Source organism: Paraburkholderia aspalathi (assembly GCF_900116445.1).
GTDB classification, from domain to species: Bacteria; Pseudomonadota; Gammaproteobacteria; order Burkholderiales; family Burkholderiaceae; genus Paraburkholderia; species Paraburkholderia aspalathi.
Window position 1 is genome coordinate 85,688 of the sequence record NZ_FPBH01000019.1, and the last position, 24,890, is coordinate 110,577.

The following is a 24,890-nucleotide window of genomic DNA, read 5'->3' on the forward strand; positions in this document are numbered from 1 at the left end:
ACGATCAACCGGGTGAGACGCGCTCGACCTCGGAGGCCAGCATCATCGCGGTCGCGTTGACGGGTCTCGGCCGCCCCTGGCGCGGACGATAAACCACGTCGCCGGCCTTGATCGGCGCACCCGACAACGCGCAGCGGCCGCGCCGCCTCGAGACGCCCACCCGCCACAACTGGTCGCCGTAGCGGCAGGACGTTGCATCGCACCAGTAGACGACGACCACCTTCGTCGACAGGCGATCGAGCACCCGTACTACGCATTCGCGGCACGCATCGATTGGCGCAGCCCGCACCTTTGCTGCTTCGACGCGCGGCGCCAGCCGGCTCGCGGCCCACTCCCACGCGCCGCCGTCGAGCAGGCGCAACGCGGCGCACCAGCATGCATCATCCGCCAGGTCGGTCTGCATGATCAAGCTCCTCTGTCGCCACGGCGCGGGGAGATAGCCACCGCCGGCTCCACGATCGGCTCCTCGTCCCGCATGCGTGTTCGCCAACTGTTGGGCGGCTCGCCGACGATCCGCCCGAACACGGTCGTAAAGTGCGCATGCGATCCGAAGCCACAACTGAGCGCGACGTCAAGCACGCTGAGCGCCGACGAGCGCAGCAGCATCTGGGCATGCTCGATCCTGCGCCGTAGCAGATACGCATGCGGCGAATAACCGGTTGTCGAGCGGAACTGCGCGGCGAAATGCATGCGGGTGAGTCCGGTGCTGGCGGCCACATCGGCTAGTCCGATCGGCTGCGCGAGATTCGCTTCAATAAAGTCGAGCGCGCGCCGCAGACGCCACTGCGGCAGCGACGCCGCGCGCCGCGTGGACGGCCGCGTTTGCTCAGTGGCCTGCGCGACGAGGCGAGCGACAATCGCGTCGCAGGCGCTGTCCGAGTGGAGCCGATGAGACGCGTCGGTGACCCGTTCGGCTTCCTCGAGCGCGGTCTCATCGTCGGCGGCGAAGTCTGCCGGCTCGTTGCCGCACGCTGCATTGAGTCTCCGCGTGAACATGTGCGCCTCCGCAGGGTGTAAGTCGACGGACCCTATCTTGCGCAGTCTGGCGGCGGCGCAACATCCCCTCATTGGGTGAGTACGACGGGAGCGGCATCCCTCATTCGTACGATCTTAGGCACCGCGACGCGGTTTGATTGCGCCGGCGGGATGGCGCTTCGCAATCGACGAACGCAGCGCGGAATAGGCCGGCGCGACCATCGGGTAGTCCGCGGGCAGGCCCCACTTCGCGCGGTATTCGTCAGGGGTCATCGCGAAGTGGCGCTGCAGGTAGCGTTTGAGCGACTTCAGCTTGCGCCCGTCTTCGAGACAGACGAGATAATCGTCGCGCACCGATTCCTCGATCGGCACCGCCGCCCGCTGCCGCGCGGCCGGTACCGACGTCGTGTGCAATGCGGCCAGCGCGGCGTACGTGCTCCAGATGAACTCCGGCAGGTCGTCTGCCGGCAACGGATTACACGACACGAAGCTCGCCACGATTTCGGCGGTGAGCTCGATCAGATTGATGTCCTGCGTCACGACCGGCCTCGACGAGTCAACGGCTCCGGGTAGAGCAACGGCGTTGCCCGAAGTGGCGTACGGATTTCCGAAGCATCATGATTCTTCATGACCTGGCTCCATGGCAGACGGGTCATCGCTCGCGTTAGCGTCGGCGTTTGCATCAGCGTTTGCATCGACCGGCACGGCGGTCCATCCCCCGACAGAGGGGCGACACGCTCGTGCGGGCAACCGGCAGCATTAAAGAAACCGCCCTGCTCGCCGCCTAGGGCTTGTTCGTGCTGGCCGACTCCGCCGGCAGGTCGTCGCTGCGATAGCCGCCACCCAGCGCGCGAGTCAGCACGATGCCCGCTTCGATTTCGTCGCCGGTCAGTTGCACGAGTTCGAGGCGTCCAGCGATGACCGGCGCCTTCGCCTGCATCGCGCTCGTCCTGTCGCCGAGGCCGGTCTTGTAGCTCGCCTCGGCACTGTCGCTCGCAAAGCGCAATGCGTCGATCCGGTCACGCTGCAGATGCGCGCGGTGATCGAGGTCGTCGATCGCGCTGCCGCTCTGCGCGACGTCGCGCACCGCGTCGAGCACCGCCTGGTCGTACTGTTCGATCAGCGTGTTGCTCGCCGTGCGCGCGCCGTGCAGGTTCGCGTTCAGGCGGCCACCGTCGAAGATCGGCAGTGTGAGGCCGGGAATGAGGTTGATCTGCTGGCTCGAATGCAGGAACAGATCGCGCATTCGCAACGCGTTGAAACCGAAGAACGCCGTGATGTCGAAGCTCGGGTAGAACGCGGCCTTCGACGCATCGATCTTGTCGAACGACGCCTGTACCAGCCAGCGCATGGCCTGCAGATCCGGGCGCCGCGCGAGCAGCTCATACGATAGCGTCGACGGCAGCGAGGCCGACGGTGCCGGCAAGGGCACCGGTGCGATTGCCGGCAGATCGTCGGGACCGACGCCCGCCAGCGCGCGCAGGGCTTCGCGTGCGTGGACGATCTGCTCCTCGCTCGAGGCGATCTGCTGGTCAATCGCGAGCACCTGCGAGCGTGCCTGGGCGGTCTGGGTCAGCGCTTCGAGGCCGCGTTCGTGCCGCGCCGATCGCGTGTCGAGTTCGAAGGCGCGCACTTCGCGAAGCTGGCGCAACAGATCAATGCTCGCGTAAGTGATCTGGATGCTGTAGTAAAGCTGCGCGACGCCTGCCGAGAGTTCGAGCTCGGCCTGCGCCGCCTCCGCGCGCCGCGCGTTCTGCTCGCCGATCGCCGCACGCACAAGGTCGCGCTGCTTGCCCCAGATGTCGATGTCGTAGTGCGCGTCGACGCCCACCAGCCCGGTCCAGTACCACGGCCCAAACGCTCCGATCTGCGGGTCGTGCGACGCGTACGCGCTGAGGAACCCGTGACCCGAGACATGCTCGCGATCGGCTTCCGCGAGCGCGGACATCTGCAGACCGGATCCCGCGCGGATCAGCTCGACTTGCGCATGAGCTTGCGAGACGTGCTCGCGCGCAATGGCGAGCGAAGGCGCGTGCGCGAGCGCCTGATCGACGAGCGTATTGAGCTGCGGATCGTGATACTGCTCCCACCAGCGTGCCGACGGCCAGCCTTCGTTGGCCAGATGGATGTCGTCGGCGAGACGGATCTGCTGCGGCGTGATCATCGCGGCCGGCGGACTATCGTGGTGAATGATCGCGCACGAGGCGAGCCAGGGCAGCGCGAGCGACGCGAGCCAGTGGTTGAACAGTCGTGCGCTCAGTAAGCGCGGCAGACGGCGCAGGATGAGAACGAAGTGCGTCATCGCCGATCACCCCGCACTCGCAAATTCGCCGGACGCACGTTCGTCGGGCAACCAGCGTGGCAACCCGGCGAGCGCCGCGTCAATGCGTTGCGCGAGCCGCTCCAGCGTTTGGCCGCCTGCGGTCTCCACTGCCCCTGCCGGCGGCAGCGTGGCGCGCAATCCACTCGAATCGAGCCGCGTCGGCGTCATCGCGGCCGATGGCTCAGCCACGAGCTGTGACGCGTATCGCTCCAGCGCATCCGCGACATCCGACTGAAACTTCGCCGCGCGCTCCATCGGCGCGCTTGCCGACGCATTGATCATCGCTTCATGGTGAAACGCTTCGAGCGCGACAAGCATCGCCCGGCTCTGCGCGAGCACCGTCTGCGACAAAAGCGTGATACGTGACGTCTCCCCCTCGCGCCAGTCGGGTTCGAGCGCGACACGCGCGAGCGCCATCTCGCAATCGCCGACCATGGTCCACGCTTCAACCACCGCTGCAGAATCCGTCGCGCGTGGGCCGCTCTGCACCGCCTTCGCCTCGATGCGAGCCAACGCCGCGATCTTGCGCAATATCGACGTCAGTTGCGCACGCAGGCCATCCGATTCGCGCTCCGGCCACATCGACATCTGGATAAAGGTGGCCACGCCGACACCCAGAATGATGCCGACGATCCGGTCGCGGATCTCAGTGAGATCCGACGGTGGCGAGAACGATTCGAGCAACGCCAGCGCAAACGTAAACATGATCTGGATTCCTGCATAGGCGCTCCGCTCAGATCCCGCCGCCACCCAGGCGCCGAGCGCGATCACGGGCAAACTCATCAGCAGCAGCCCCGTCACGCTTTCCAGTTGCGGAATCACGAACGCGACCATGAACAGCGCCAGTGCACTGCCGATCAGTGCACCGGTGATCCGCAGCACGCCCTGGCGGCTCGACGCGCCAAGGCTCGGCAGCGCGACCACGAGACATGTCAGCATGATCGTGTGGATACCGGGCCAGTTCACCGCGTTGTAGAACACGTAGCAGATCAGTACCGAGAACAGCGTACGCAGCGCGAAGCGCGCGTAACGCGGATTAGCGAAGATGTCCGGTTCGGACTGTGCTGTAGGAGCCGCCGCTTTCGTCGCTTTCGTCGCCTGCTCCGCTTTCGCCTCTTTGGCCGCTGCACTGCCGGCGGCCGCGTCTTCCGGCGGCGGCGCGACAGCGCCCCGTGTGGCCTCGGAGAACACGTTGAGCGCACGTTGCATCGCGTCGAGCGCGGGTATCGAGGTCAACACCGGCGCCTCACGCGATGCGCCCCAATGCCGCCATTGCAGGTTGTCGCCAATCGCGTGTTCGAGCGACACGAGTTCGTCCTGCACCACGCGGATGGCATCGATCTGCCCGGCGTCCTGCGCGACTGCATGCTCAGGCAGCACCGCCGCAGCTTCGAAAATGCGCGACACCACGGTCACGCAGGCCAACCACGCCGAGGCATCTTCCTCGCTGTAGTGGTGACGCATGGTCGAAAAGCGCAGTAGCTTCTGCAACGTGAGGGCGGCGCGCTCGAGATCGAGCGCGCCGATGCGCACGGCCGGCGCATTCGCGTCGATCATGATCGCGAGCCGCGCACGGGCCGTCGCGAGCTGCCCTTGCATGGCGGCGCGCAACTGCTGCTCCGGTTCGGCCGGCAGAAACAGCGTGTTGATGATCAGCGACAGCACAACTGCATAGTTGACCGCCACCCACACCCACAGACACGCACGCACCAGCGCTTCCGCGTTATCGGTCCGATCGGCAAAAGTCTGTGCGTAAATCACGATCAGCGAGACGAGAAAGAACACCAGCCCCAGTTTCGCCACGGCCCGCATCAGATAGGCGCTGCAAAAAAAGATGGCGCTTGCGACCACGATGCGCAGCAGCGGATAGTCGAACGTCAGCTTGAAGACGCCGATGATGCAGGCGATCGCGCAGGTCGTGCCGATCACGGCCAACAATGCGACGAGACGGGTCAGCACGATGTTCGACTGCGTGACGAAAAAAACCGCGATCAGCGACAACGCCACCTCGGGCACCCGCAAAGTCATCGACACGATTAGCACGATCGCGCAGCCGAGCACGCTGCGCATGGTCAGGTTGGCGCGCCCAGGAAACGCGCCAAGCTCCGAGCGCAGAAAGCCTGCCAGTTGCCCGAGCGGCCGCGGCCAGGCGAGATGACGCCCGACACCGTCGAGCCCACTCATGACGGCGCTCCGTTGGACGTCGCGCGATTGTCACGATCTTCGCGGCGTTCGGGCTGCAGTACGGCGACCGCGGACGTGCCGATCCGGAACATCTGCGGATCGGGGTGATCGACCAGGATCTTCACCGGGAAACGCTGTGAGACGTGCACCCAGTTGATGCTGCGTTGAATACTCGGCAGACCGTTCGCGGTGCCGCTGCCGTCCTGCGGATCGACGCCGAAGCCGATCGAGTCGACCGAACCGCTGAAACGGATGCGCGTATTGCTCATCAGGTACACGGTCGCGCGGGTGCCGGGCCGGATGTTGCCAAGCTCGTTCTCGCGGAGATTGGCGATGACGTACCAATGCCGCGTATCGATCAGCGTGAAGACGGGCTTTTGCGCGGATACGAATTGCCCAACGGACGTGCGCAATTCAACAACGCGGCCATCGAACGGCGCGCGCACGGTCGCGTACTCCAGGTTGAGCTGCGCCGAGGAGATTTCAGCCGTCAGCACCGCACGCTGCGCGACGAGCGCGGCGACGCTGCTGACCGCCGCCTGCGCCTCGCGGGCCTGCGCTTGCGCGGCCGCAAGCTCGGCGAGTGCCGAGCGTTGCGTGGTGCGCGCGCGATCCAGATCGTCGGCGGAAACGTAGCCCTTGCCGATCAGCGGCTCCATTCTCGCCAGCGTATCCCCCGCCTGCTTCGCGGCGGCCTGGGCCCGTGCGACTGACGACTTCGCCGCCTCGGCACTGAATCCTTGTGCATTGACGGTGCGTTGCGTCAGCGGAATCTGCGCATCGAGTTGCGCGAGCGCCGCCTGGGCGCGCTGCAACGCGAACTGATACGGCCGCGGGTCGATCTCGAACAGCAGATCGCCCTGCTTCACCGCCTGGTTGTTGCGCACCGCGAGCGTCACGATCTTGCCGCTGACTTCGGGCGAGACGCCGATCGTGTCGGCATACGCATAGGCGTCGTCGGTGCGCGGCACGGTATCCACGCGCCAGATCACGGCGACGATCGCGATCACGGCCAGCACGATCAGCAGGATGGCGGGCCAGGTTCGCGGACGCTGCTTTCCTGCGTCCGTGCTTTGGGCAGCAGTCATGGTCACACGGTCAGCTAAAGGTTAAAGGGATCATCAAAAGCGTTAAAGGTTGAAGCCTGCTACCCAGAGCGCGATGGAAAACAGCACCGTCAGCGCCGGATAGACGATCGCGGGCGGCGTGAGCCAGGCGCCGCGGCCGCTTCGCGAAAGCAGCACGTGCACGCATACCACCAGCAGCACGCCGCCCACGATACAAAACAGCCAGTCCGGAAAATACGCGCCCAGCACGCCGACCGACGGCGCGTCGCTACACGCTGTCAGCGTCAACGTCGCGCACGACATCAGGACCGTCCATCCATGGCGCCTACGGCGCACACCACTCGACATCGCCGTCTCTCCCTGATGGCAGGCAATGAAGCATTACGATTCAACCGAACGCGCGATCCTGGCGCACCGGACATTCCGGATGCCAAGGTTCAGCGCGTCAGGTTCACTTTCGCGAGATCGATCAGCTCGCCGCCGCGTCCGTCCATCACCGCCTTCATCATGAAGAGGCCGAAATGCCAGGCTTCATCGACGGTGGTCTTCGGCGGCATGATCAGCTCCTGGCGCGCGCTGACGACGTCGACGAGCGCGGGTCCGTCGTGGGCAAGCGCGGCCGCAATCGCACCTTCGAGTTCCTGCGGTTTCTCGACGCGAATTCCCTTCACGCCCATCGCTTCGGCCATGCGTGCGAAGTTCGGATTGACGAGATCGGTGCCGGTATCGACGAAGCCCGACGCGCGCATTTCGATCTCGACGAAACCCAGCGTGCCGTTGTTCAGCACGATCACCTTCACTGGCAGCTTCGCCTGAACCAGCGTGATGAAGTCGCCCATCATCATCGTGAATCCGCCGTCGCCGGACATCGAGATCACCTGACGGCCAGGGTACGTGGCCTGAGCTCCAATGGAATGCAACATCGCGTTCGCCATCGAGCCGTGATTGAACGAACCGATCAGCCGCCGCCGGCCATTCAGCTTCAGATAGCGCGCCGTCCAGGCGATCGGCGTGCCAACGTCGCAGGTGAAGATCGCATCGTCGGCCGCGAGCTGGCTCACGAGCCGCGTCACATACTGCGGATGGATCGTCGTGCTCGACGGATTACTCTCTGCAAGCGAATCGAGATCCTTGCGCGCCTTCTGGTAATGCGCGAGCGCGCTGTCGAGATGCGACGAATCGGTCTTTTCCTTGAGGACCGGCAGCAACGCGGCGAGCGTGTCCTTGACCGTGCCGACAAGGCCAAGATCGAGCGAACAGCGGTTGCCGAGCGCTTCGGGACGCACATCGATCTGCGCGATCGTGGCGTCTTCCGGATAGAACTGCCGGTAAGGAAAATCGGTGCCGAGCAGGAGCAGCATGTCGCACGCCTTCATCGCGGCGTAGCCCGATGCGAACCCCACCATGCCAGTCATGCCGACGTCGTATGGGTTGTCATGTTCGATGTGCTCCTTGCCGCGCAGCGAGTGCACGATCGGCGCCTTCAGGCGCTTCGCGAGCTCGACCACTTCGTCGTGCGCGCCCGCGCAGCCGGCGCCGCACATCAGCGTCACGCGCGATGCCGCGTGCAGCACATTCGCGAGGCGCGAGATCTCTTCGTCAGCGGGACGCAGCACGGGCGGAGCCGACGGCACCAGCCAGGGCGCGACCTTGGCCGTAGTCGGCGAGAGCGCGACGTTGCCCGGAATCACGACGACCGCCACACCGCGCCGTCCGACCGCGGCGCGCATTGCGCGGGTCAGGATCTGCGGCAACTGGTCGACGTGCGACACGAGTTCCACGTAATGGCTGCACTCCTTGAACAGGATTTCCGGATGCGTCGCCTGAAAATAGTCGATGCCGATTTCCGAGCTGGGAATGTGCGCGGCGATCGCGAGCACGGGCACGCCGCTGCGATGGCAGTCGAATAGTCCGTTGATGAGGTGCAGGTTGCCCGGTCCGCAACTGCCGGCGCATACCGCCAGTTGACCGGTGAGATGCGCTTCCGCGCCAGCCGCGAAGGCCGCGCCCTCCTCGTGCCGCACGTGAATCCAGTCGATCTCGCCGGAGCGCCTGAGCGAATCGGAGATGCCGTTCAGCGAGTCGCCGACGACGCCGTAAATGCGCTTCACGCCGGCCTGTGTCAGGGCATCGACCAGATAGTCTGCTGCCGTGGTCATGACGCCTCCTGCCGACGTGCCGCAACGGACTTAGCCGCCCCCTTGGGCGGCAGCGAACCTGAATGAGCGTGGGGGTAATTCACGATGCGCCTCCTTTTCCCGGTAACGGGGCGTGCAGGCACATATGCCGGCGGCCACGGTTTGACTTCGACCATGGTGTCGCGGCTCGTCCGGGCGTGCTTTAGGATTCGCACGGTGACGTATCGAAATCGCGTGAACCGGCGGCTCAGCGATCTCGCAAGCAGATCATGCCCGCCGGGGTTACCGTGACTTACTTACCGTCGCGGGGAACCCTTCTACGGCGGGCACGCATTCCACCGATGTCCGCGCTTACCGCGCGCGGCGCTGCGTGGCCAGATCGCGACCGATGCGGCGAATTTCGGCCTCGCCCTGCGCAAGCGCGTCGGCGTTCGTATGCACCGAGTAGTAGCCGAGCACCAGCGGATAAGGATGCTTGATCGCGGAGCCGATGACGAACGACGTCGCTTGCTCGGCATGCAACTCGATGGGCGCCCCGTCGGATTCCTCGAATACGGCGAGCTCGCCTGCCTCGATCGGCTCGGATGCGTTCAGCCTCCCCTTGTCGATCGCCAGCCACGAGACGTTGTGTCCGGCAGGCGGCGCGTAGCGCCACGTCTCCCCAGCGTTCAGTTCAACGTGGAAGTAATTGATGCCTTCAGGCGCGCGGATATCGCTCGTCGCCGATCCGTGGCGGCCGATGATGACGCGAACCGGCCCATCCCGCTGAACCTCGGCCGGCGCAATGTACTGGCTTTCCGCCGGCGAATTTTCCTGCGAGGGCGGTAGCGCGACCCAGAGTTGAAAGAGGCGCACGGCTTCGCCCGGCAGTACGTTTCCGTCGTGCCAGACCCCATTGCCGGCCTTCATCCATTCGAGGCCGCCGGCATGAAGTTCGCCACTCTTGCCGGTCGTGTCCGCATAGGAAATTCCGCCACTCAGCACGGTGGTGAGTGTGGCGAGCCCCGAGTGCGGGTGCATCCCGAACATCGGCTTGCCGGTCGGCACGACCACGGCGTGATCGAGGAACACAAAAGGCTTGATCAACTCGCCGATATCGGAGGGACTGGCGAGACGCGTAATGCCGCCGTGCGCACTGCCACTGGTGCGAAATGCGACCCGGCGCGGGGCCAGCGTTGTCTCGGGAATCGGGGTGAGTACGGCTGTGTCGGTGTTCATGGCTCTGCCTTAAGAAAAACGCGATACATGTAAGGTAAGAGCTTGCACTCCATCTGAAAAGCCTATATTTTTAGATTTTAGGTATCGTTTGGAGCGATGGATATGCTTGACGGCGTAACGCTTGACCAGCTTCGGACCTTCATCGCCGCGGTCGATGAAGGCAGCTTCTCAGCAGCCGGACGCAAGCTCCGGCGCGCGCAATCGGTGGTTAGCCAGACCCTTGCGAATCTCGAGGCACAGCTCGAAGTGAAGCTGTTCGATCGCACGGCCCGCTACCCGCAACTCACCGACGCAGGCAAGAGCTTGCTGCTCGACGCCCGCTCAGTGGCTGACACGATCGATGGTTTCAAGGCGCGAGCACGCGCGATGCGAGAAGGTCTGGAGCCCGAACTCTCCGTCGCGATGGACGTGATGTACCCCATGGATAGTCTGACGCGCGCGGCGGCTCAGTCCCAGAAGGATTATCCGCACACGCCGCTGCGGCTCTATGTCGAGGCACTGGGCGGTGTGATGAAACTGGTGCTCGACCGGATCTGCAACATTGGCGTGATCGGCACGCTGCCGATCGTGACGGATGAACTACAGGTCGAATCCTTGCGCGAGCTGAAACTGGTGACGGTTGTCGGCCCCGCTCATCCGCTCGCAAATAGCCGGGGCATCGTTTCCGCCACCGCAATCAAGAAGCACGTGCAACTCGTACTCAGCGACCGAACCGCGTTGACCGAGGGACGCGAATTCGGCGTGCTGTCCACCTCGACGTGGAGGCTCGCGGATCTGGGGGCCAAGTATGCATTTCTGAAGGCCGGCCTGGGCTGGGGGCATATGCCCTTGCACATGGTCAAGGAGGATCTCGACAGTGGCACCCTGGTGGCGATTCGCATTGAAGGCCTGCCGCGCGACGTAGCGATGCCGATGAAGGTGGTTTACCGCAAGGACGCGCCGCCGGGGCCGGCCGCTCGCGCCTTCATTGCACAGTTGGGGAAGTAAGCGGTATGACAGCGCCCCGCTGGCGTTGCAGCGAGCGCCGATCCCGGTGAGACGAGCCAGCCGGTCAGCTGGTTGGCCGGTCGTCTCAGCGGATCAGACTTTTAGCTCGCGTTCGCAGGCGAGACACGCAAAGCTGTCCGGCCGGTGAGCGCGTCCAGGCTGAATGCGCCGGCGCCGAACCAGGTGATTTGCAGCAGACCACCGGCCATCATCACGTTCTTGAGGAAGTGAATCATCTGGTTTTGATCGGCGAAGTTATGGTGAAAGAACAGCGCCGTGACCACACAGAACACCGCCATCCCCAACGACACAGTGCGAGCGCGGTAACCCGACAGCAGCAGCAGGCCGCCGCCCAACTCGGTCAGCACGGCAAGAATGAACGCGAGTGGCGGCACGGGCAGCCCCATGGCCGCAATGTAGCCAACCGTCGCGCCATACGCCGCGAGTTTGCCCAGCCCGCTCATGACAAACGGTGCACCGATCAGAACACGACCCAACAACGGAAGAAATTTAAAACGTTCCATGACTAACTCCTAAGATAAATTTACGCAGGTGGATTAAGAGAAAGAGAATTAGCCGGCGTCCACCATCACCAGCTCGGAATCTTCAAGAGCAGAAATCTGTGCCGCGGCGACTTTCGTAATCGCCACGCCATCCAGCGGCCCAACGGGCTCGCCATTCACTTCGATGCGTCCCGAGGCCACGACGAGATAGGCACGACGCGCCAGACTCAACTCGTGCTGAACGCTTTCGCCTGCCTTTAGCATTGCGCCGAACACGCGCGCATTGGCGCGAATCGGCAGCGCTCCTTCGTCGCCGGCAAACCCGCTGGCAAGGGCTACAAAGCGCCCTGACCGGTCGCCTCTTGGAAACGGCTTGGTATCCCATGCGGGTTCACCACCGGCTTTGCGCGGCAGCAGCCAGATCTGATAGACCTTGAGCGGCACTTCGCCCTTGTTGAACTCGGCGTGGCGTATGCCCGTGCCGGCGCTCATGACCTGGACATCGCCTGCGTGGATCGTTCCTTCGGATCCCAAAGTGTCTCGATGCCCGAGCATGCCCTGGCGCACATAGGTGATGATTTCCATGTCGCGATGCCCGTGCATGGGGAAACCGCTGCCAACCGCGATCTCGTCGTCGTTCCACACAATCAGGGGACCGAGAGCGGCATGGTCGGGATTGCCGTCGGCGCTCACCGCAAAATGGTATTTCGCGCGCAGCCAATCCCGGTTCGCCGTGTCCAGTGAGTCCCAACGCCTGTGTGTGAGCATGTCCATCTCCGTTTCTCGCCACCATTTCCCGCCGCCGATGCGGCGCTTGTCACCTGTACGACCGGTCGGATTCGGCACTGATACAAGTGATGCGGTTGATGGGAAGAATGCTATATTCGCAATGAACTCACGCATATCTCCTACAATGAAACGTTTCGTTGCCACCAATAGAACGATTAGAAGGAGTTGAAGTCCGCCTATGAACGCAATCACTGACCTCAATGATCTTCGGCTCTTCGCAGAGGTGGTCGAGCGTGGGAGCTATACGGCGGCCGCGCGCGGCCTCGGCTTGCAGACCTCGAAACTCAGCCGGCGCGTTCGCGCACTGGAAGAAGAGCTTGGCGTTCGCCTGCTTAATCGCACCAGCCGGAGCCTTTCCCTGACGGAAACCGGGCGGCAGTTCCACCAGCATTGCCTGGCGCTAGTGGCGGAAGCCAAGGCCGCGAAAGAGATCGTGGAGCGCACGCGCTCCAAGCCGCAGGGCACCGTCCGCATCGCCTGCCCGGTGGCCCTACTGGAGTCCGGAATCTCCACGATCATCGCGCGATACGTGCAAGACAACCCTGATGTCCAGGTCCTGCTGGATGCAACCAACCGCCGCGTGGATGTCGTCGAGGAAGGCCTGGACTTTGCCATCCGGGTCAGGCTGCCGCCGCTGGAGAACACCGATCTCGCCGTCCGCCAGTTGGGTTTGTCGATCCACATTCTGGTTGCCAGTCCCGCACTGGCCGCGCGCCATCCGGCGCCCAGCTCAATCGAATCCGTCAAGGAATGGCCTACCCTTTCCATGGCGAGCAGCAATGAGCGATTTGTGTGGAATCTGGTCGACGCTGAGGGGCGCGTGACCTCATGGGCGCACCAGCCCCGCCTCGCCACCGACGACCTGGCGAGCCTTCGCGTGGCGGCGATATCCGGTGTCGGCGTGGCCATGCTGCCGAGAGAACTGGTTGAGGCTGATATTCAGGCCGGCCGCCTGCAGCACCTGCTGCCGGGTCTGGCTAGCACGCCGGGCCTCGTGCATGCGATCTTTCCCACGCGCAGGGGCATGGTGCCGGCCGTGCGTCATTTGCTCGATACGCTCGTGGCCGGATTCGAAGGTCAGAACCGGCAGCGCTAGAGCGTTCGTTCGTTGAGCGTTGGCACGCAACGAGCCCGCCCTTCTGCGCGGTTTCAGCGTGCTGTATGCGGGTCTGCGCCTGCCAGCAGCTTCTCCGTGAGAAACCCGCCGATGGCATCCAGCGCTTGTGCCGACGCCTTCAAACTTCCAATGCTGCCGGCGAAGCCATGCGGCATCCCCATCCAGACATCGAGCCGGGCATCGGTTCCGGCGGCAATCGCACGCTCGATATAACTGCGCGAATCGTCGAGCAGGACTTCGTCGTCGCCGACATGAATGCGAACGGGAGGCAAGCCGGAAAGCCGCCCGTGGAGCGGCGAAGCGAGCGGAAGTTTCGGGTCGGCGCTACCCAGATAGGCGTGCACCAGTTCCGCGACTTGCGGAAGGGTGAAATACGGATCGGCATCCGCGCGCGTCACATACGTCTCGCTCGTGAGCGTCAGATCGGTAACCGGCGACAGTGCGGCCACGCCGACAAGCGCCGCCTTTGCGGAGGCCGCGTCGGCGGAGACGCGTGCGGCGAGTACCAGGGCGAGATTGCCGCCGGCAGAGTCGCCCGTGATGGCAATCCGGCGAATTCCCCTTTCCTCGAGCCCGCGGTAAGACGCCAGCACATCGTCGACGGCCGCGGGAAAACGATGCTCGGGTGCAAGCCGATAGTCCGGGATAAATGCACTCGCGCCCGCCCTCGCGGCGATGTGCCCAACAAGGTGACGGAATGCTTTGGCGCTTCCCAGGTTGAACCATCCGGAGTGCAGATGGAGGATCGCTTCGTCAGACCGGGCATGCGCAGGATGGACCCAGAACCCTGCAATGCCGCCAACCGTGTCGGCTTCGAAGCTCACGTCGTCGCGTGGCGAAACGCGCTCCATCATGGCGTCGAAAGGCTCGCGTGCTTCGATGCCCCTCAGTTTGCCTTTCATGGGGCTTGCCATGGCTCGCGCCGCAGCGGTGATCTTCGCGTCTTCCGGGTCGAGCGGATGGGTTACGACGAAATCCTTCAACGCACCTTCAGTTGTCGAACGTTGCATGCTCAGCTCTTTCGAATGAATGGTTGTCAATGGCACCGGTCCTCGGCGAATGTCGAAGGACGGTCCGTATCCAGGTCATGCCGGCCAGGCGGATTTCCACCTGGCCGTCTCATGCGCGCGTCAACGGTGCGACTAGGTCTAACGTTCAGCCAAACAGCTTGTTGGCCGTTCGGGCGATCAGTTCGCCCTGGTGGCGAGCGCCGGCGAGCTCGATTGCGCTCGGTTGGCGTTGACCTTGCCCACCGGCGATGGTCGTGGCGCCGTACGGCGAACCGCCGACGATTTCGTCCAGCGTCATCTGCCCCTGGTGGCTATACGGCAGGCCGACGACGGTCATGCCGAAGTGCAGCAGATTGGTAATGATCGAGAACAGCGTCGTTTCCTGCCCGCCGTGCTGGCTCGCCGTCGACGTGAACGCACCGCCAACCTTGCCATTCAATGCACCGCTCATCCATAGCCCACCGGCTTGATCCAGGAATGACGCCATCTGCGACGAGATTCGCCCGAATCGGGTCGGCGTGCCGACGACAATAGCGTCGTAGTTGGCGAGTTCGGCGACGGTCGCTACCGGCGCTTGCTGGTCGAGCTTGAAGTACGCGGCCTTGGCCACGTCCGCCGGCGCAGTCTCCGGCACGCGCTTGACGTCGACCGTGGCCCCCGTGGAGCGCGCACCTTCGGCGACGGCATCCGCTAGCGCTTCGACATGGCCATACGAGGAATAATATAGAACCAGAACTTTCGACATTTCGATCTCCTTCCTATATCTGCGTGGTACCACGGTGGGAAATGATGACTCGACCTGAAGGCTACGGCTGAAATGCTTAGGCGCATAGCTCCACGGTTGCAACGGATCGTTGCTTTTGGCAGAACGACAAGAATTAATCAACACATCCGAATGATGGCTGGCAGACGCCCATAAAGCAAAGCGGCTGAGGCTTCCCACCAATACCGGTGGAAAGCCTCAGCCGCAAATTACGCGATCTTCGAGAATCGCGCCTTTACATCGATATTACAGACCGCTTGCTGCGCCCGAACGGGACGTTCCGTCAACAGCACCACCGTAGCCCGAAACAGGGGCTTGGGCTGCGGCATTTTGCGCCGCGACTTTTGCTTCAGCTGCCTGGATGTTCTCCGGATAGTGAAGCCAGTCATGCGGGTCGTAGCCGGCTTTCTCAAGTTGGGCCAGCTCGGCGCGCACCTGCTCACGGCTTACCGGCTGACTGGACTGGGCGAACGATGCGACGGGTGCTGCAAAAACAGCAGCAATGAGAACCATCCTGGTGAACGACTTCATGGTGACCTACCTCAACGATTGTTTTAGTTGCGCTTCAGAGCAGCTTCGCTGCCAAGGCTGCATGCAGTCTAAAGGGCAAAAATCGTTAGGGTAAGTACTAGTTTTTGAACTCTCTGTTGCTGATGCGGCAACAATCGGCGAACGTCGCCGTTGAGTATGCAAGAGCGGATGATGCGACCTCCACCCTGCGTACCTACAGCGTCACGTAGCTCCTGATGACGTGGTCGACCAGGGTCGGCAGACGCTGAGCGACCCGCCGGGAATCGCTGCCTGATCTGGCGTTGCTTGTTGCATTTTCCCAAAGCATCATCAAGGTATCCACCAACGCCTCGGCATCTACTGCATGTACGGCAATAGCCAGTCGCATCAATAGTGCGCGAAACTCCCGGCCAAGTTCGATACGCGATAGCCTGACAGGATGATCCTCGTCGGAGAACTGTATCGGCGACAATTGCGGCTGCCTGGGCTGATGGCTATCGGAAGCCAGTTCGACGGCGACATCGATAAAGAGCTCGAGCAAGTGCTGGACAGGCTCCTCGCCGGATCGATGTCCAGCTTCCCGCCATTGCGCACGCTGACGATCACAGAGCAGCTCAGCATAGGCTTGTAGAAACGCCTTGCGCGAGCCGAAAATTCGATAGATGTGGCGCTTACTGAGCCGCGTTTGATCGGCGAGCCGATCGAGGTTCAACGACTCGATCGGCTCGCGATAGAAAAGCGCTACTGCAGCTTCAAGAATGGTGTTCCGGAGATCGTCCGTTGGAGCCTCCGGAAGTCTGCCGTTCTTTCGCCGGATCGCGGACCGCGCCACTCGCAATGAGTCGGGTTCACGTTCATCCTGCTGAGCAAATTCATCCACCAATGCTTTCCACATCGTTTAGCCATCCTCTGTGTCAGCAGCCGAACCGGCATCAAAGATTGTTGCAGCGGTTCTTCCGACAAAGCATTTTTGCGAATCTCGCGTGATCGACGCTGGAAGCATCGGCTCGTAAGCCATGTCGCTCCATGCACGCCTCGTCGCATTACTATACGATTGGAAAATATAATGTCAAGTGTGGTTAACACCCCGCAATCATGACGCGGCGCTGACCAAGCCACGCGGAAACGACACTCGACAATCATTACTGGAAGCCTTCCAGCACGGTCTTCCCGATAGCCTTTCCTGTTTCGATCCGTTCGTGTGCGCGGCGAAGATTCGCTGCCGTCAAGGGCCCTTCCACGTGCGTGAGCGTCGTCCGCAGCAGGCCGGCGTCAACCATCTCCGACACTTCTTTCAGCAAGCGGTGTTGCGCATCCATGTCCGCTGTCTGGAACAGCGACCGGGTAAACATCATCTCCCACGAAATCGTGATGCTCTTCGGCTTGAATGGCGCAATGCTGTCGTCGAAGTTGTCGATCAGCGTGATATGGCCTTGGGGGTTCAACGCACGGGCGAGACTGGGGGCGCTACCGGGCATCGAAGTGATCGCCCCGATATAGTCCACGCCATCGAAGCCGATTGCGCGCAGCGCTTCGTCGATGGGCTTGCTGTGGTCGGCAACGTGCTTCGCGCCGAGCTTCTTCACCCACTCGACAGTTTCGGGCCGGGACGCAGAAGCGATGACAGTGAGGCCCGTGAGGCGGGTCGCCAACTGGATCAGCATGGAGCCAACGCCCCCTGCGCCGTTCAGAACGAGCAGCGTGCCGCCAGGTGCGTGCAAGCCACGCGGCACCTTCATGCGATCGAAGAGCATTTCCCATGCAGTTATCGAAGTAAGCGGCAAGGCCGCCGCCTCGGCGAACGACAACGAGGTGGGCTTGGGCCCGACGATCCGCTCGTCGACGAGATGAAACTCCGAGTTGGTCCCGGGGCGATCCATCGCCCCCGCATAGAAGACCTCGTCGCCCGGCCTGAAGAGCGTGACCTCGCTTCCAACCGCGTCGACCACGCCTGCCGCGTCGTAGCCCAACACTCTCGGCAGCGGACTCTCCGAAGGATCCTCCCAGCGACGGCGCTTCACATCGACAGGATTCACCGACACCGCCTTCACGGCGACCCGCAAATCGCGTGGGCCAGGTTCCGGCATCGGAAGTTCGAGCTCGGTCAAAACCTCGACGCCACCCTTTGCTTTATAGCCAATCGCCTTCATTACATTCTCCAATGTCGCCTATGCCGAACTTTTTCGGCTGGGCCGTGCGAAGCACAGGTCAAATCGCTAACGACTGAAATTGCCGATGGTTTGTGGTTTGACCCGTCTGGAATCCTATATCCACAACGGTCGCTCGCCAGTGTCCCGAATGGCAAAGCACCATTGCGCACGGCAGAACGTCATCAGCGAATGGTTGACACGTCTCCACCGGCATCCTAATATACAACAATGCTGCACGCATTCACTATTGTTGAATATATGCAGTGCAGTGCCTGGCAGGAGACATCGAGGTTTTTACGATCGCCATCATTTATTAAGGATTCCTTTCAATGGAAAGCATCTACTTTGAACGTCGTCAGAACGTAGGCCATATCGTGTTGGCCAATCCGCCCTCCAATCTCATCGCGGCTGATTTCGCTGACTGCCTTGAAAAGGCCGTCCGGGAAGCCAGCAAGACCGATATCCGGTCGCTCCTGATCCGTGCGGAAGGCCCCGATTTCAGCAAGGGCGGCGACGTCCTCGATTTCATCGACAAAGATTTCGATGACTGGCGGACGTTCATCTCGCAGATTCACCATACCTATCGGTCAATCGAATCCCTTCAGATCCCGACAGTTGCCGCCGTGCGCGGCGCGGCGTTCGGCGGCGCATTCGAACTCGCTCTTGCTTGCGACTTCATCGTCGCGGCGGAGAACGCTACCTTCCGTTGCATTGAAGCGTCCGTTGGCTCGGCGCCTGTCGCTGGCGGCGTGCAGCGCCTCGCGGAAAGAGCGGGTCGTGCGTATGCCGCGCGCTACGCGATGCTGAGCGAACCCATGTCCGGCGCGACCGCCGGTCGGCTCGGCGTTGCCGCCTTCGTCGTCGGCGAAGATGAGGTCGAAAACGTTGCCGACAATCTCGCCATCAAGCTTGCGAACGGCCCTACGCGCTCGTATGGCGCCATTCGGGCCCTTCTCAAGGCATGGTCAGGCGGCGGCGTGCCCGGTGCGGACTCGCTGATCCTCGACCTCACCATGGGGCTGCACATGACGGAAGACGCCAGGAAAGGGCGAACTGCGCGTGCAGAAGCCTTCGCTCGAGGCGAAGAACCGACTCCGGTCGTATTTGTCGGCAAATAAGCCGTTTGTCAGGCGCATTGCACGGAAGAGTCCGATGAACACACTTTCATATCAGCGCGGAACACGTTCCCCAAAGCTGATCGACAAAACCATTGGCGATTCATTTGACGAGATCGCCAGCAAGATGGGTGAGCACGTCGCGGTAGTCAGCCGGCATGAAGGAGTGCAGCTAAGCTACGGCGAACTTCGCGAAAAGTCGGATCGGCTTGCGGCCGCGCTTCTCGAGTCAGGACTCAAGCCGGGCGAGCGGATCGGAATCTGGTCCCACACGAACCTCGCCTGGCTGCTACTGCAGTTGGCCACGGCGAAGGCCGGGTTGATACTCGTCAACATCAACCCGGCCTATCGGACCTCTGAGCTGGAGCATGCGCTTAACCTCGTGGGGTGCAAAGCCATCGTGACGATGGTCCGATACCGGTCGAGCGAGTATCTGAACATGTTGCGGGAGCTGGGAAAGGCCCGGCTTCCGAGCCTTGAGACGATCTGGTGGATCGACGATGCGGACTGTCCGGATGAAGCCGGCGCGCAACGCTTCTCCGACCTGCTCCGCTCCGGCGATGCAAACAGCGCAAAGCTTCAGGACGTACGCCGCGCCGTGCGCCCGGACGATGCCGTCAACATCCAGTTCACCAGCGGGACAACAGGGCTTCCCAAGGCCGCTACGCTGAGTCATCGCAACATCCTGAACAACGGCTTCTTCGTGGGCGAGTGCATGAAGCTCACTCACGTGGATCGAGTCTGCGTTCCGGTTCCGATGTACCACTGCTTCGGCATGGTGATGGGGAATCTGGCTTGCCTGACCCATGGCTCGACGATCGTCTACCCCGCCGAGCGCTTCGACGCTGAAGCCGTTCTGGACACCGTCCAGGCAGAAAAATGCACGGCGCTGTACGGCGTACCGACCATGTTCATTGCGGCCCTCAATCACCCGCGCTTTGCAGAGTTCGATATGAGCAGTCTACGCACCGGCATCATGGCTGGTTCGCCTTGCCCTATCGAGATCATGAAGCGGGTTGTCGGCGAAATGCATTTGCCCGAGATCACGATCGCATACGGCATGACGGAAACGAGCCCTGTGAGCTGCCAAAGCATGACGGATACGCCAGTCGAGCGGCGGGTATCCACGGTAGGCCAGGTGTTGCCTCACCTCGACGTAAAGATTATCGACCCGCTCACCGGCCAGACTGTGGAGCGCGGCCAGACCGGCGAACTCTGCACCCGCGGCTACTCGGTCATGCTCGGCTACTGGAACCAACCCGACCGGACGCGCGACGCAATCGACGCCGAAGGCTGGATGCATTCGGGCGATCTCGCCACGATGGATCCGGATGGCTACGTCAACATCGTCGGGCGCATCAAGGATATGGTCATCCGCGGCGGTGAAAACCTTTATCCCCGCGAGATTGAAGAGTTTCTGTATTCCTGCCCGGGCGTGCTTGATGTGCAGGTGGTCGGCGTACCGGACCAGCACTTCGGCGAAGAACTCTGCGCGTGGATCGTCGTCAGGCCGGAGTCGGTTCTCGACGACGAAGCAGTCCGCGAATTTTGCAAGGGCCGGATAGCGCATTACAAGGTGCCCAAATACATCCGCTTTGTCGACTCGTTTCCGACCACCGTGACGGGAAAAATCCAGAAGTACGTGATTCGGCAAATCATGAGTGAAGAACTCGGACTGGAAGAACAGCACACAGCGTGATACGCCTTGACAACGAGGTCACATCAATCCCGCTACAACCATTTACCGGAGTGCCGCCATGGCAGAAGTTGACGTACAAACCATCTACTTCGTCGCGAAGGATATGGTCAGGCTGGAAGATTTCTATGCGTCGGCGCTGGGGATGCCTGTCCAGTTTCGCGACGAGAACAAGTGGACTCAATTTCGTCTGCAGCGCAGCGCGTTTGCACTGAGTTCGGCGGAGGAAGCGGCAGAGGGAGCCGTTGGGGCCGTCCCCGTCTTCCAGGTCGCCGGTGAGGCACAGGACGAGGTCCGGCAGAAGATCCTGTCCGCAGGCGGCCGGCAACTCGCGCAGCGCGACATGGGCACACACGGCATCGTAACCACCTACCAGGATCCGGAAGAGAACATCTTTCAGGTATTCAGCAAATCTTCGACCCGTTAAGTCAGAAGATCACACACTTCGCACTTACTGGAAAAATCATGAAATTCGGTATATTCGACCAGAACGATCGCAATGGACTGCCTATTCATAAGCAGTACGAAGACAGGATGCAGATTATCGAGCTTTACGACAGGCTCGGCTTCCATGCCTATCACATGTCGGAACACCACGCGACCACGCTAAGCGCTTGCCCGTCGCAAAGCGTGTTTCTTGCCGCTGCCGCACAGCGCACCAAGAGACTGCGCCTGTCACCGCTCGTCTACATTCTCCCGATCCACCACCCGGTCCGTCTCGCTGAAGAAATCTGCATGCTCGACAATCTGAGCGGCGGCCGCCTGGAGTATGGCGTGGGCCGCGGCGCCTCGCCTCACGAAATCGAGGCGCTCGGTATCGATCCGGCCACGGCCCAGGCGAGGTACGTCGAGTCGTATGAAATCATCAAGCGGTATTTGAGTTCGGATACGCTCGACTATCAGGGAACGTTCTGGCAATTCAACGACATGCCGATCGAACTCAAACCGCTGCAGACGCCTCCTCCCACCTGGTACGCGCTGGCATCGCCGGAGTCGACGGTATGGCCGGCCCAGGAGAAGATGAACATCGTGTGTGGCGGCCCGGTTCAGCGAGTCAGAGCCATCACCGATCGATATCGCGAAGAATTCGCCAGGCGGCACCCGTCCGCCGCGGAGCCGCTCATCGGTGTGAATCGCTACATCGTGGTCGCTGAAACGGACCAGGAGGCGATAAAAATTGCTTCGCGAGCATGGTCGGTTTTCCATCCGAACTTCTTCAAGCTCTGGAAAAAGCACGGCACGGAACCGGTCAACCAGAAGCTTCCGCCGACGATCGAGCCGCTCGTGGAATCGGGTCTGGCCGTTGTGGGCCGACCGGAGACCGTGCGCGAAAAGCTGCTGGAGCAGGCACACGAAGGGGCATTCAACTACCTCATCGGAACATTCACGTTCGGAGACATGTCCGTCTCCGAAGCGAAGACATCTATCGGCCTGTTTCACGAGTCCGTCATGCCGGCGTTCAGCGAGTCGCAAAAGGTTCTGTCATGAGCGGAAGCATTTCGTTAGACGAGGAGCGTCCTGCCGTCAGGACGTTCGAAAAGCGTCAGTTGAGAGACGTGCTCGGGTCCTTCGTCACCGGCGTCACCGTGGTCACCACGCTCGATGACGAGGGGAAAATGCATGGCCTTACCGCCAATTCGTTTTCCTCGGTCTCGCTGGATCCGCCTCTGGTCCTGTGGAGCCAGGCAACCTCTGCGGGAAGCCACGCCGCGTTCAGGGATGCCGATCGATTCACCATCAACATCCTCGCTGAACATCAATACGAGCTCGCCAATCACTTTGCGACCCGGTCGCCGGACAAATTCGCCGGCATCGACTATGACCTTGGGGTCGACGGACTGCCGCTACTGCGCGATTGCAGCGCATGGCTGGAGTGCAAGGTGGTCTCGCGCTTTCCGGGCGGCGACCACGTGATTTTTGTCGGGTCGGTGGAATGCATACGCCAGAGCACGCGTCGGCCGCTGGTATTCGGCGGTGGACAGTATCTGGTTGCTGACCCGCACGACCTCGGCCGCGCGCCGCTCGGAACGGCGGGCACGATGAAATCGCAGCCACATGCTGTCCGGCTGGCCAGCCGCGCGATGTTGCGGCTCGCACATACGCTCGACAAGACACTTGCACTCGTAGCGTGGGGCAATCACGGTCCCACGGTGATCGCATGGCAAGCCGCAACCACGCCTGTGGCCGCCGATCTGCCGCTTGGGCTTGTATTGCCGGTGACTTCTTCCGCTTCGGGCCTGGCGCTGGCGGCGTTCCTTCCGCCCGAAGCCGTCGATCGATTTGTGACAGCGGAACTGCGTGACAACGCACGGCAAGCGTCTGGCGAAGTGCTCCCCACTGCGGAATCGCTCGTAAGCGTACTTGAATCCGTCAGGGTCTCGCAGGTTGCGACGAGGCGCCCCGCTCCGTTCTACGACGACCGTATGCTCGCCAACGCCATCAGCGTGCCCATTCTTTCCCCGAGTGGAATGGCCGTGCTGGCACTGACGGCGATAGGCCCAGCCGAGCATTTCGATGCCGCGGCCGACGGCCATTGCGCAGAAGCCCTCAAAGCCGCCGCGTATGAGATCTCCGCTGCATTGCGAGAAGCGTGAGTTGGCATTCGCCCAAGTTAAAGCGACTGACATATAGGCCAGACTTCAACCATGACTGAAACAGATAGCCACCTACTCGAATCCTCGCTGCCCGCTGTCGAACAGGCACGAGTGAATCTCCCCACACTCGGCGACAAGCGGGTCATCACGTATCGCACTGCTGGCGACGAGCGCGCGCCGGCCATCGTGCTGCTGCATGGTATTGGTTCGAGCTCGGCGGGATATCGCGCTCAGCTTGCCGCACTGAGCAGCAGCCATCGGGTGATTGCCTGGGACGCCCCTGGCTATGGACAAAGCAGCCCCTTTGCGATCAGCACGCCGGCCGCCACGGATTACGCGGATGCGCTCATGGCCTTGCTGTCTGCGCTCGGTATAGCGCGTGCAACCGTCGTAGGCAGTTCGTGGGGTAGCGTCATCGCCGCAACGTTTGCGGCACGGTACCCGTCGGCTACGCACGCCCTTGTATTGAGCGCACCCAATGTTGCGCGAGGACATCTATCCGGTGCGGAGCGCGAGGCGGCACGAGAAGTTCTGATGCGAAGCGCGGCGGCACAATCGCCCGAGGCACGCGCCGCCGTGGTCAATGCGCTGATCGCGCCGAACGCAAGCCCCCTGGTTCGCGCGGTCGTATCCCGGCTAAGAGACGGGGTGACCCCGACCGGCTGGGAACACGCCGTAGACATGCTCTTCTCTGCGCATACACCATCCATTGTCCGTTCGATCGAGGCGCCGATCTCCATCATTGTCGGCAGCCTGGACCGCGTCGCCCCGGCTGACGAGCATGCGCGGCCGATTCACGAGGCGGCCAATGGTTCGACACTCCTCGTGCTCGATGGAATTGGCCATATGCCGAAGATTGAAGCGCCGGAGGCGTTCAATTCCATTGTGTTGGCAGCGGCGGAAGCCGGGACAGACTGAGGGGCTTCTACCCGATTTTCTTGGGGACCTTGCCGCCCAGTGCAGCCGTAGCGCGAACCGCGCTATCGAGTAGCGCCTTGATCTCTTTACCGTCAACGTCCGTGTTCAGCGTTGCAGGCGATCCGATGAGACTGATGGCAAATCGGAGATCGCCGTCCCTGTCCCAGATAGGGGCCGCGACAGACACGTAACCCATTTCCCCGCGATGAACCGTCGTGAAGCCACAGTTGCGCAATTCAGCGATCGCTTCTTCCCGCAAGGAAGCCGCAGTCCATTCCTGTCCCGCAGACAGTTCGTGGCTGATGAGATCGTCGGTACGTGCAGCCTGAAGGCAGGCAATGAACAGCTTTCCCGCAGCAGTCGTGACGAGCGGAATCAGCCCTGTTCTCAGCTCGAGAATGCTGCGCGTCTGTCCCTCCTGCTTGAAGAGACTCACCGGTCCATCTTCGGTCCATGCGGTGACAGCCGCGCCGCTCAGCGTTGCTTCCCGCAGAGCGACCACCTCCCGACGCACGATATCGAATCCGTCAAGTTGATTGATCGCGCTCATGCCCAAAGCAAGCGAGGCCGGCCCGAGCTTGTAGCACCCCGGTTTTTCGTCCGGCGACGCAAGCCCGGTTCGCACCAGACTGATCATGTAGTTGCTCGTCGCGCTTGGCGACAGTTCGGACAACGCAGCAATCTCCTTGAGCGGGAGTGCTCGCTCACTCGTCTGCAACGCCGAAAGGATTCGGAACGCAATCTCGACAGACTGAATGCCGCGCCTCGCAGTCACATTGGTCATTTTTCAACCGTATGGAAGTGATAAAAAATCGCCGCCCCGGGTTTCCACG

Annotated in this window: 25 protein-coding genes; 8 read left to right on the plus strand and 17 right to left on the minus strand. The window is 62.2% G+C overall.

Going from position 1 to position 24,890, the window contains the following annotated elements:
- Positions 1–4: 4 nt before the first annotated feature.
- The 9 genes from BM438_RS26045 to BM438_RS26085 form a co-directional block, all read right to left on the minus strand.
- Positions 5–403 carry a DUF3331 domain-containing protein gene (locus BM438_RS26045; RefSeq protein WP_093639940.1) on the minus strand — a complete coding sequence of 133 codons (399 nt, stop codon included), beginning with the start codon at positions 401–403 and terminating at the stop codon, positions 5–7.
- 2 nt (positions 404–405) lie between these two features.
- On the minus strand, positions 406–996 hold the full coding sequence (locus tag BM438_RS26050) for a helix-turn-helix domain-containing protein (RefSeq protein ID WP_244179449.1): 591 nt from the start codon (positions 994–996) through the stop codon (positions 406–408).
- Positions 997–1,110: 114 nt separating this feature from the next.
- Positions 1,111–1,515, minus strand: coding sequence for a Ros/MucR family transcriptional regulator (locus tag BM438_RS26055; RefSeq protein WP_054035276.1), 405 nt, complete (start codon positions 1,513–1,515; stop codon positions 1,111–1,113).
- A gap of 244 nt (positions 1,516–1,759) precedes the next feature.
- A complete protein-coding gene (locus BM438_RS26060) occupies positions 1,760–3,277 on the minus strand; it encodes an MdtP family multidrug efflux transporter outer membrane subunit (protein ID WP_093639946.1) in 1,518 nt (505 codons plus the stop codon).
- A 6-nt stretch (positions 3,278–3,283) separates the two neighbouring features.
- Positions 3,284–5,482, minus strand: coding sequence for an FUSC family protein (locus tag BM438_RS26065; protein WP_093639949.1), 2,199 nt, complete (start codon positions 5,480–5,482; stop codon positions 3,284–3,286).
- The gene (gene mdtN, locus BM438_RS26070; protein ID WP_093639952.1) at positions 5,479–6,570 is read right to left on the minus strand and encodes a multidrug transporter subunit MdtN; all 1,092 of its coding nucleotides are present in this window, start codon (positions 6,568–6,570) and stop codon (positions 5,479–5,481) included. Before mdtN ends, BM438_RS26065 begins: the two co-directional genes overlap by 4 nt.
- Before the next feature lie 42 nt (positions 6,571–6,612).
- Complete coding sequence (locus BM438_RS26075; protein WP_200619118.1) at positions 6,613–6,852, minus strand: YtcA family lipoprotein; 240 nt, start codon at positions 6,850–6,852, stop codon at positions 6,613–6,615.
- A 134-nt stretch (positions 6,853–6,986) separates the two neighbouring features.
- Positions 6,987–8,708 (minus strand): ubiquinone-dependent pyruvate dehydrogenase, encoded by a 1,722-nt coding sequence (poxB, locus tag BM438_RS26080; RefSeq protein ID WP_093639958.1) that lies wholly within the window; start codon positions 8,706–8,708, stop codon positions 6,987–6,989.
- A 330-nt stretch (positions 8,709–9,038) separates the two neighbouring features.
- The gene (locus BM438_RS26085) at positions 9,039–9,905 is read right to left on the minus strand and encodes a pirin family protein (protein ID WP_093639961.1); all 867 of its coding nucleotides are present in this window, start codon (positions 9,903–9,905) and stop codon (positions 9,039–9,041) included.
- 102 nt (positions 9,906–10,007) lie between these two features.
- Between BM438_RS26085 and BM438_RS26090 the strand changes: the two genes are divergently transcribed.
- A complete protein-coding gene (locus BM438_RS26090) occupies positions 10,008–10,892 on the plus strand; it encodes a LysR family transcriptional regulator (protein ID WP_093639964.1) in 885 nt (294 codons plus the stop codon).
- Positions 10,893–10,993: 101 nt separating this feature from the next.
- Here the strand turns inward: BM438_RS26090 and BM438_RS26095 are convergent, their stop codons facing one another.
- Both BM438_RS26095 and BM438_RS26100 read right to left on the minus strand, forming a co-directional pair.
- A complete protein-coding gene (locus BM438_RS26095) occupies positions 10,994–11,416 on the minus strand; it encodes a DoxX family protein (protein ID WP_093639967.1) in 423 nt (140 codons plus the stop codon).
- 48 nt (positions 11,417–11,464) lie between these two features.
- Complete coding sequence (locus BM438_RS26100; RefSeq protein WP_093639970.1) at positions 11,465–12,163, minus strand: pirin family protein; 699 nt, start codon at positions 12,161–12,163, stop codon at positions 11,465–11,467.
- A gap of 199 nt (positions 12,164–12,362) precedes the next feature.
- Between BM438_RS26100 and BM438_RS26105 the strand changes: the two genes are divergently transcribed.
- A complete protein-coding gene (locus BM438_RS26105; protein ID WP_093639973.1) occupies positions 12,363–13,280 on the plus strand; it encodes a LysR substrate-binding domain-containing protein in 918 nt (305 codons plus the stop codon).
- Positions 13,281–13,333: 53 nt separating this feature from the next.
- Here BM438_RS26105 and BM438_RS26110 read toward each other — a convergent pair whose 3' ends face one another.
- The 5 genes from BM438_RS26110 to BM438_RS26130 all read right to left on the minus strand — a co-directional run bounded on the left by BM438_RS26110 (position 13,334) and on the right by BM438_RS26130 (position 17,734).
- Positions 13,334–14,311 carry an alpha/beta hydrolase gene (locus BM438_RS26110; RefSeq protein ID WP_093639976.1) on the minus strand — a complete coding sequence of 326 codons (978 nt, stop codon included), beginning with the start codon at positions 14,309–14,311 and terminating at the stop codon, positions 13,334–13,336.
- A 145-nt stretch (positions 14,312–14,456) separates the two neighbouring features.
- A complete protein-coding gene (gene wrbA, locus BM438_RS26115) occupies positions 14,457–15,056 on the minus strand; it encodes an NAD(P)H:quinone oxidoreductase (RefSeq protein WP_093639979.1) in 600 nt (199 codons plus the stop codon).
- Positions 15,057–15,320: 264 nt separating this feature from the next.
- Positions 15,321–15,605 carry a DUF4148 domain-containing protein gene (locus BM438_RS26120; RefSeq protein WP_093639982.1) on the minus strand — a complete coding sequence of 95 codons (285 nt, stop codon included), beginning with the start codon at positions 15,603–15,605 and terminating at the stop codon, positions 15,321–15,323.
- Positions 15,606–15,798: 193 nt separating this feature from the next.
- A complete protein-coding gene (locus tag BM438_RS26125) occupies positions 15,799–16,479 on the minus strand; it encodes a TetR/AcrR family transcriptional regulator (protein WP_093639985.1) in 681 nt (226 codons plus the stop codon).
- A gap of 247 nt (positions 16,480–16,726) precedes the next feature.
- Positions 16,727–17,734 (minus strand): zinc-binding alcohol dehydrogenase family protein, encoded by a 1,008-nt coding sequence (locus tag BM438_RS26130; protein ID WP_093639988.1) that lies wholly within the window; start codon positions 17,732–17,734, stop codon positions 16,727–16,729.
- Between the two features lie 329 nt (positions 17,735–18,063).
- Between BM438_RS26130 and BM438_RS26135 the strand changes: the two genes are divergently transcribed.
- The 6 genes from BM438_RS26135 to BM438_RS26160 are packed head-to-tail and all read left to right on the plus strand — an operon-like array spanning position 18,064 to position 24,057.
- Positions 18,064–18,852 (plus strand): enoyl-CoA hydratase/isomerase family protein, encoded by a 789-nt coding sequence (locus BM438_RS26135; protein ID WP_093639991.1) that lies wholly within the window; start codon positions 18,064–18,066, stop codon positions 18,850–18,852.
- Between the two features lie 34 nt (positions 18,853–18,886).
- Positions 18,887–20,548 (plus strand): AMP-binding protein, encoded by a 1,662-nt coding sequence (locus tag BM438_RS26140; protein ID WP_093639994.1) that lies wholly within the window; start codon positions 18,887–18,889, stop codon positions 20,546–20,548.
- A gap of 58 nt (positions 20,549–20,606) precedes the next feature.
- On the plus strand, positions 20,607–20,972 hold the full coding sequence (locus BM438_RS26145; protein ID WP_093639997.1) for a VOC family protein: 366 nt from the start codon (positions 20,607–20,609) through the stop codon (positions 20,970–20,972).
- 38 nt (positions 20,973–21,010) lie between these two features.
- Complete coding sequence (locus BM438_RS26150; protein ID WP_093640000.1) at positions 21,011–22,033, plus strand: LLM class flavin-dependent oxidoreductase; 1,023 nt, start codon at positions 21,011–21,013, stop codon at positions 22,031–22,033.
- Entirely contained in the window at positions 22,030–23,139 is a 1,110-nt protein-coding gene (locus BM438_RS26155) for a flavin reductase (RefSeq protein ID WP_093640004.1), read from the plus strand. Before BM438_RS26150 ends, BM438_RS26155 begins: the two co-directional genes overlap by 4 nt.
- Before the next feature lie 51 nt (positions 23,140–23,190).
- Positions 23,191–24,057 (plus strand): alpha/beta fold hydrolase, encoded by an 867-nt coding sequence (locus tag BM438_RS26160; protein WP_093640008.1) that lies wholly within the window; start codon positions 23,191–23,193, stop codon positions 24,055–24,057.
- Between the two features lie 7 nt (positions 24,058–24,064).
- Here the strand turns inward: BM438_RS26160 and BM438_RS26165 are convergent, their stop codons facing one another.
- Complete coding sequence (locus BM438_RS26165; protein WP_093640011.1) at positions 24,065–24,841, minus strand: IclR family transcriptional regulator; 777 nt, start codon at positions 24,839–24,841, stop codon at positions 24,065–24,067.
- Between the last annotated feature and the right edge of the window lie 49 nt (positions 24,842–24,890).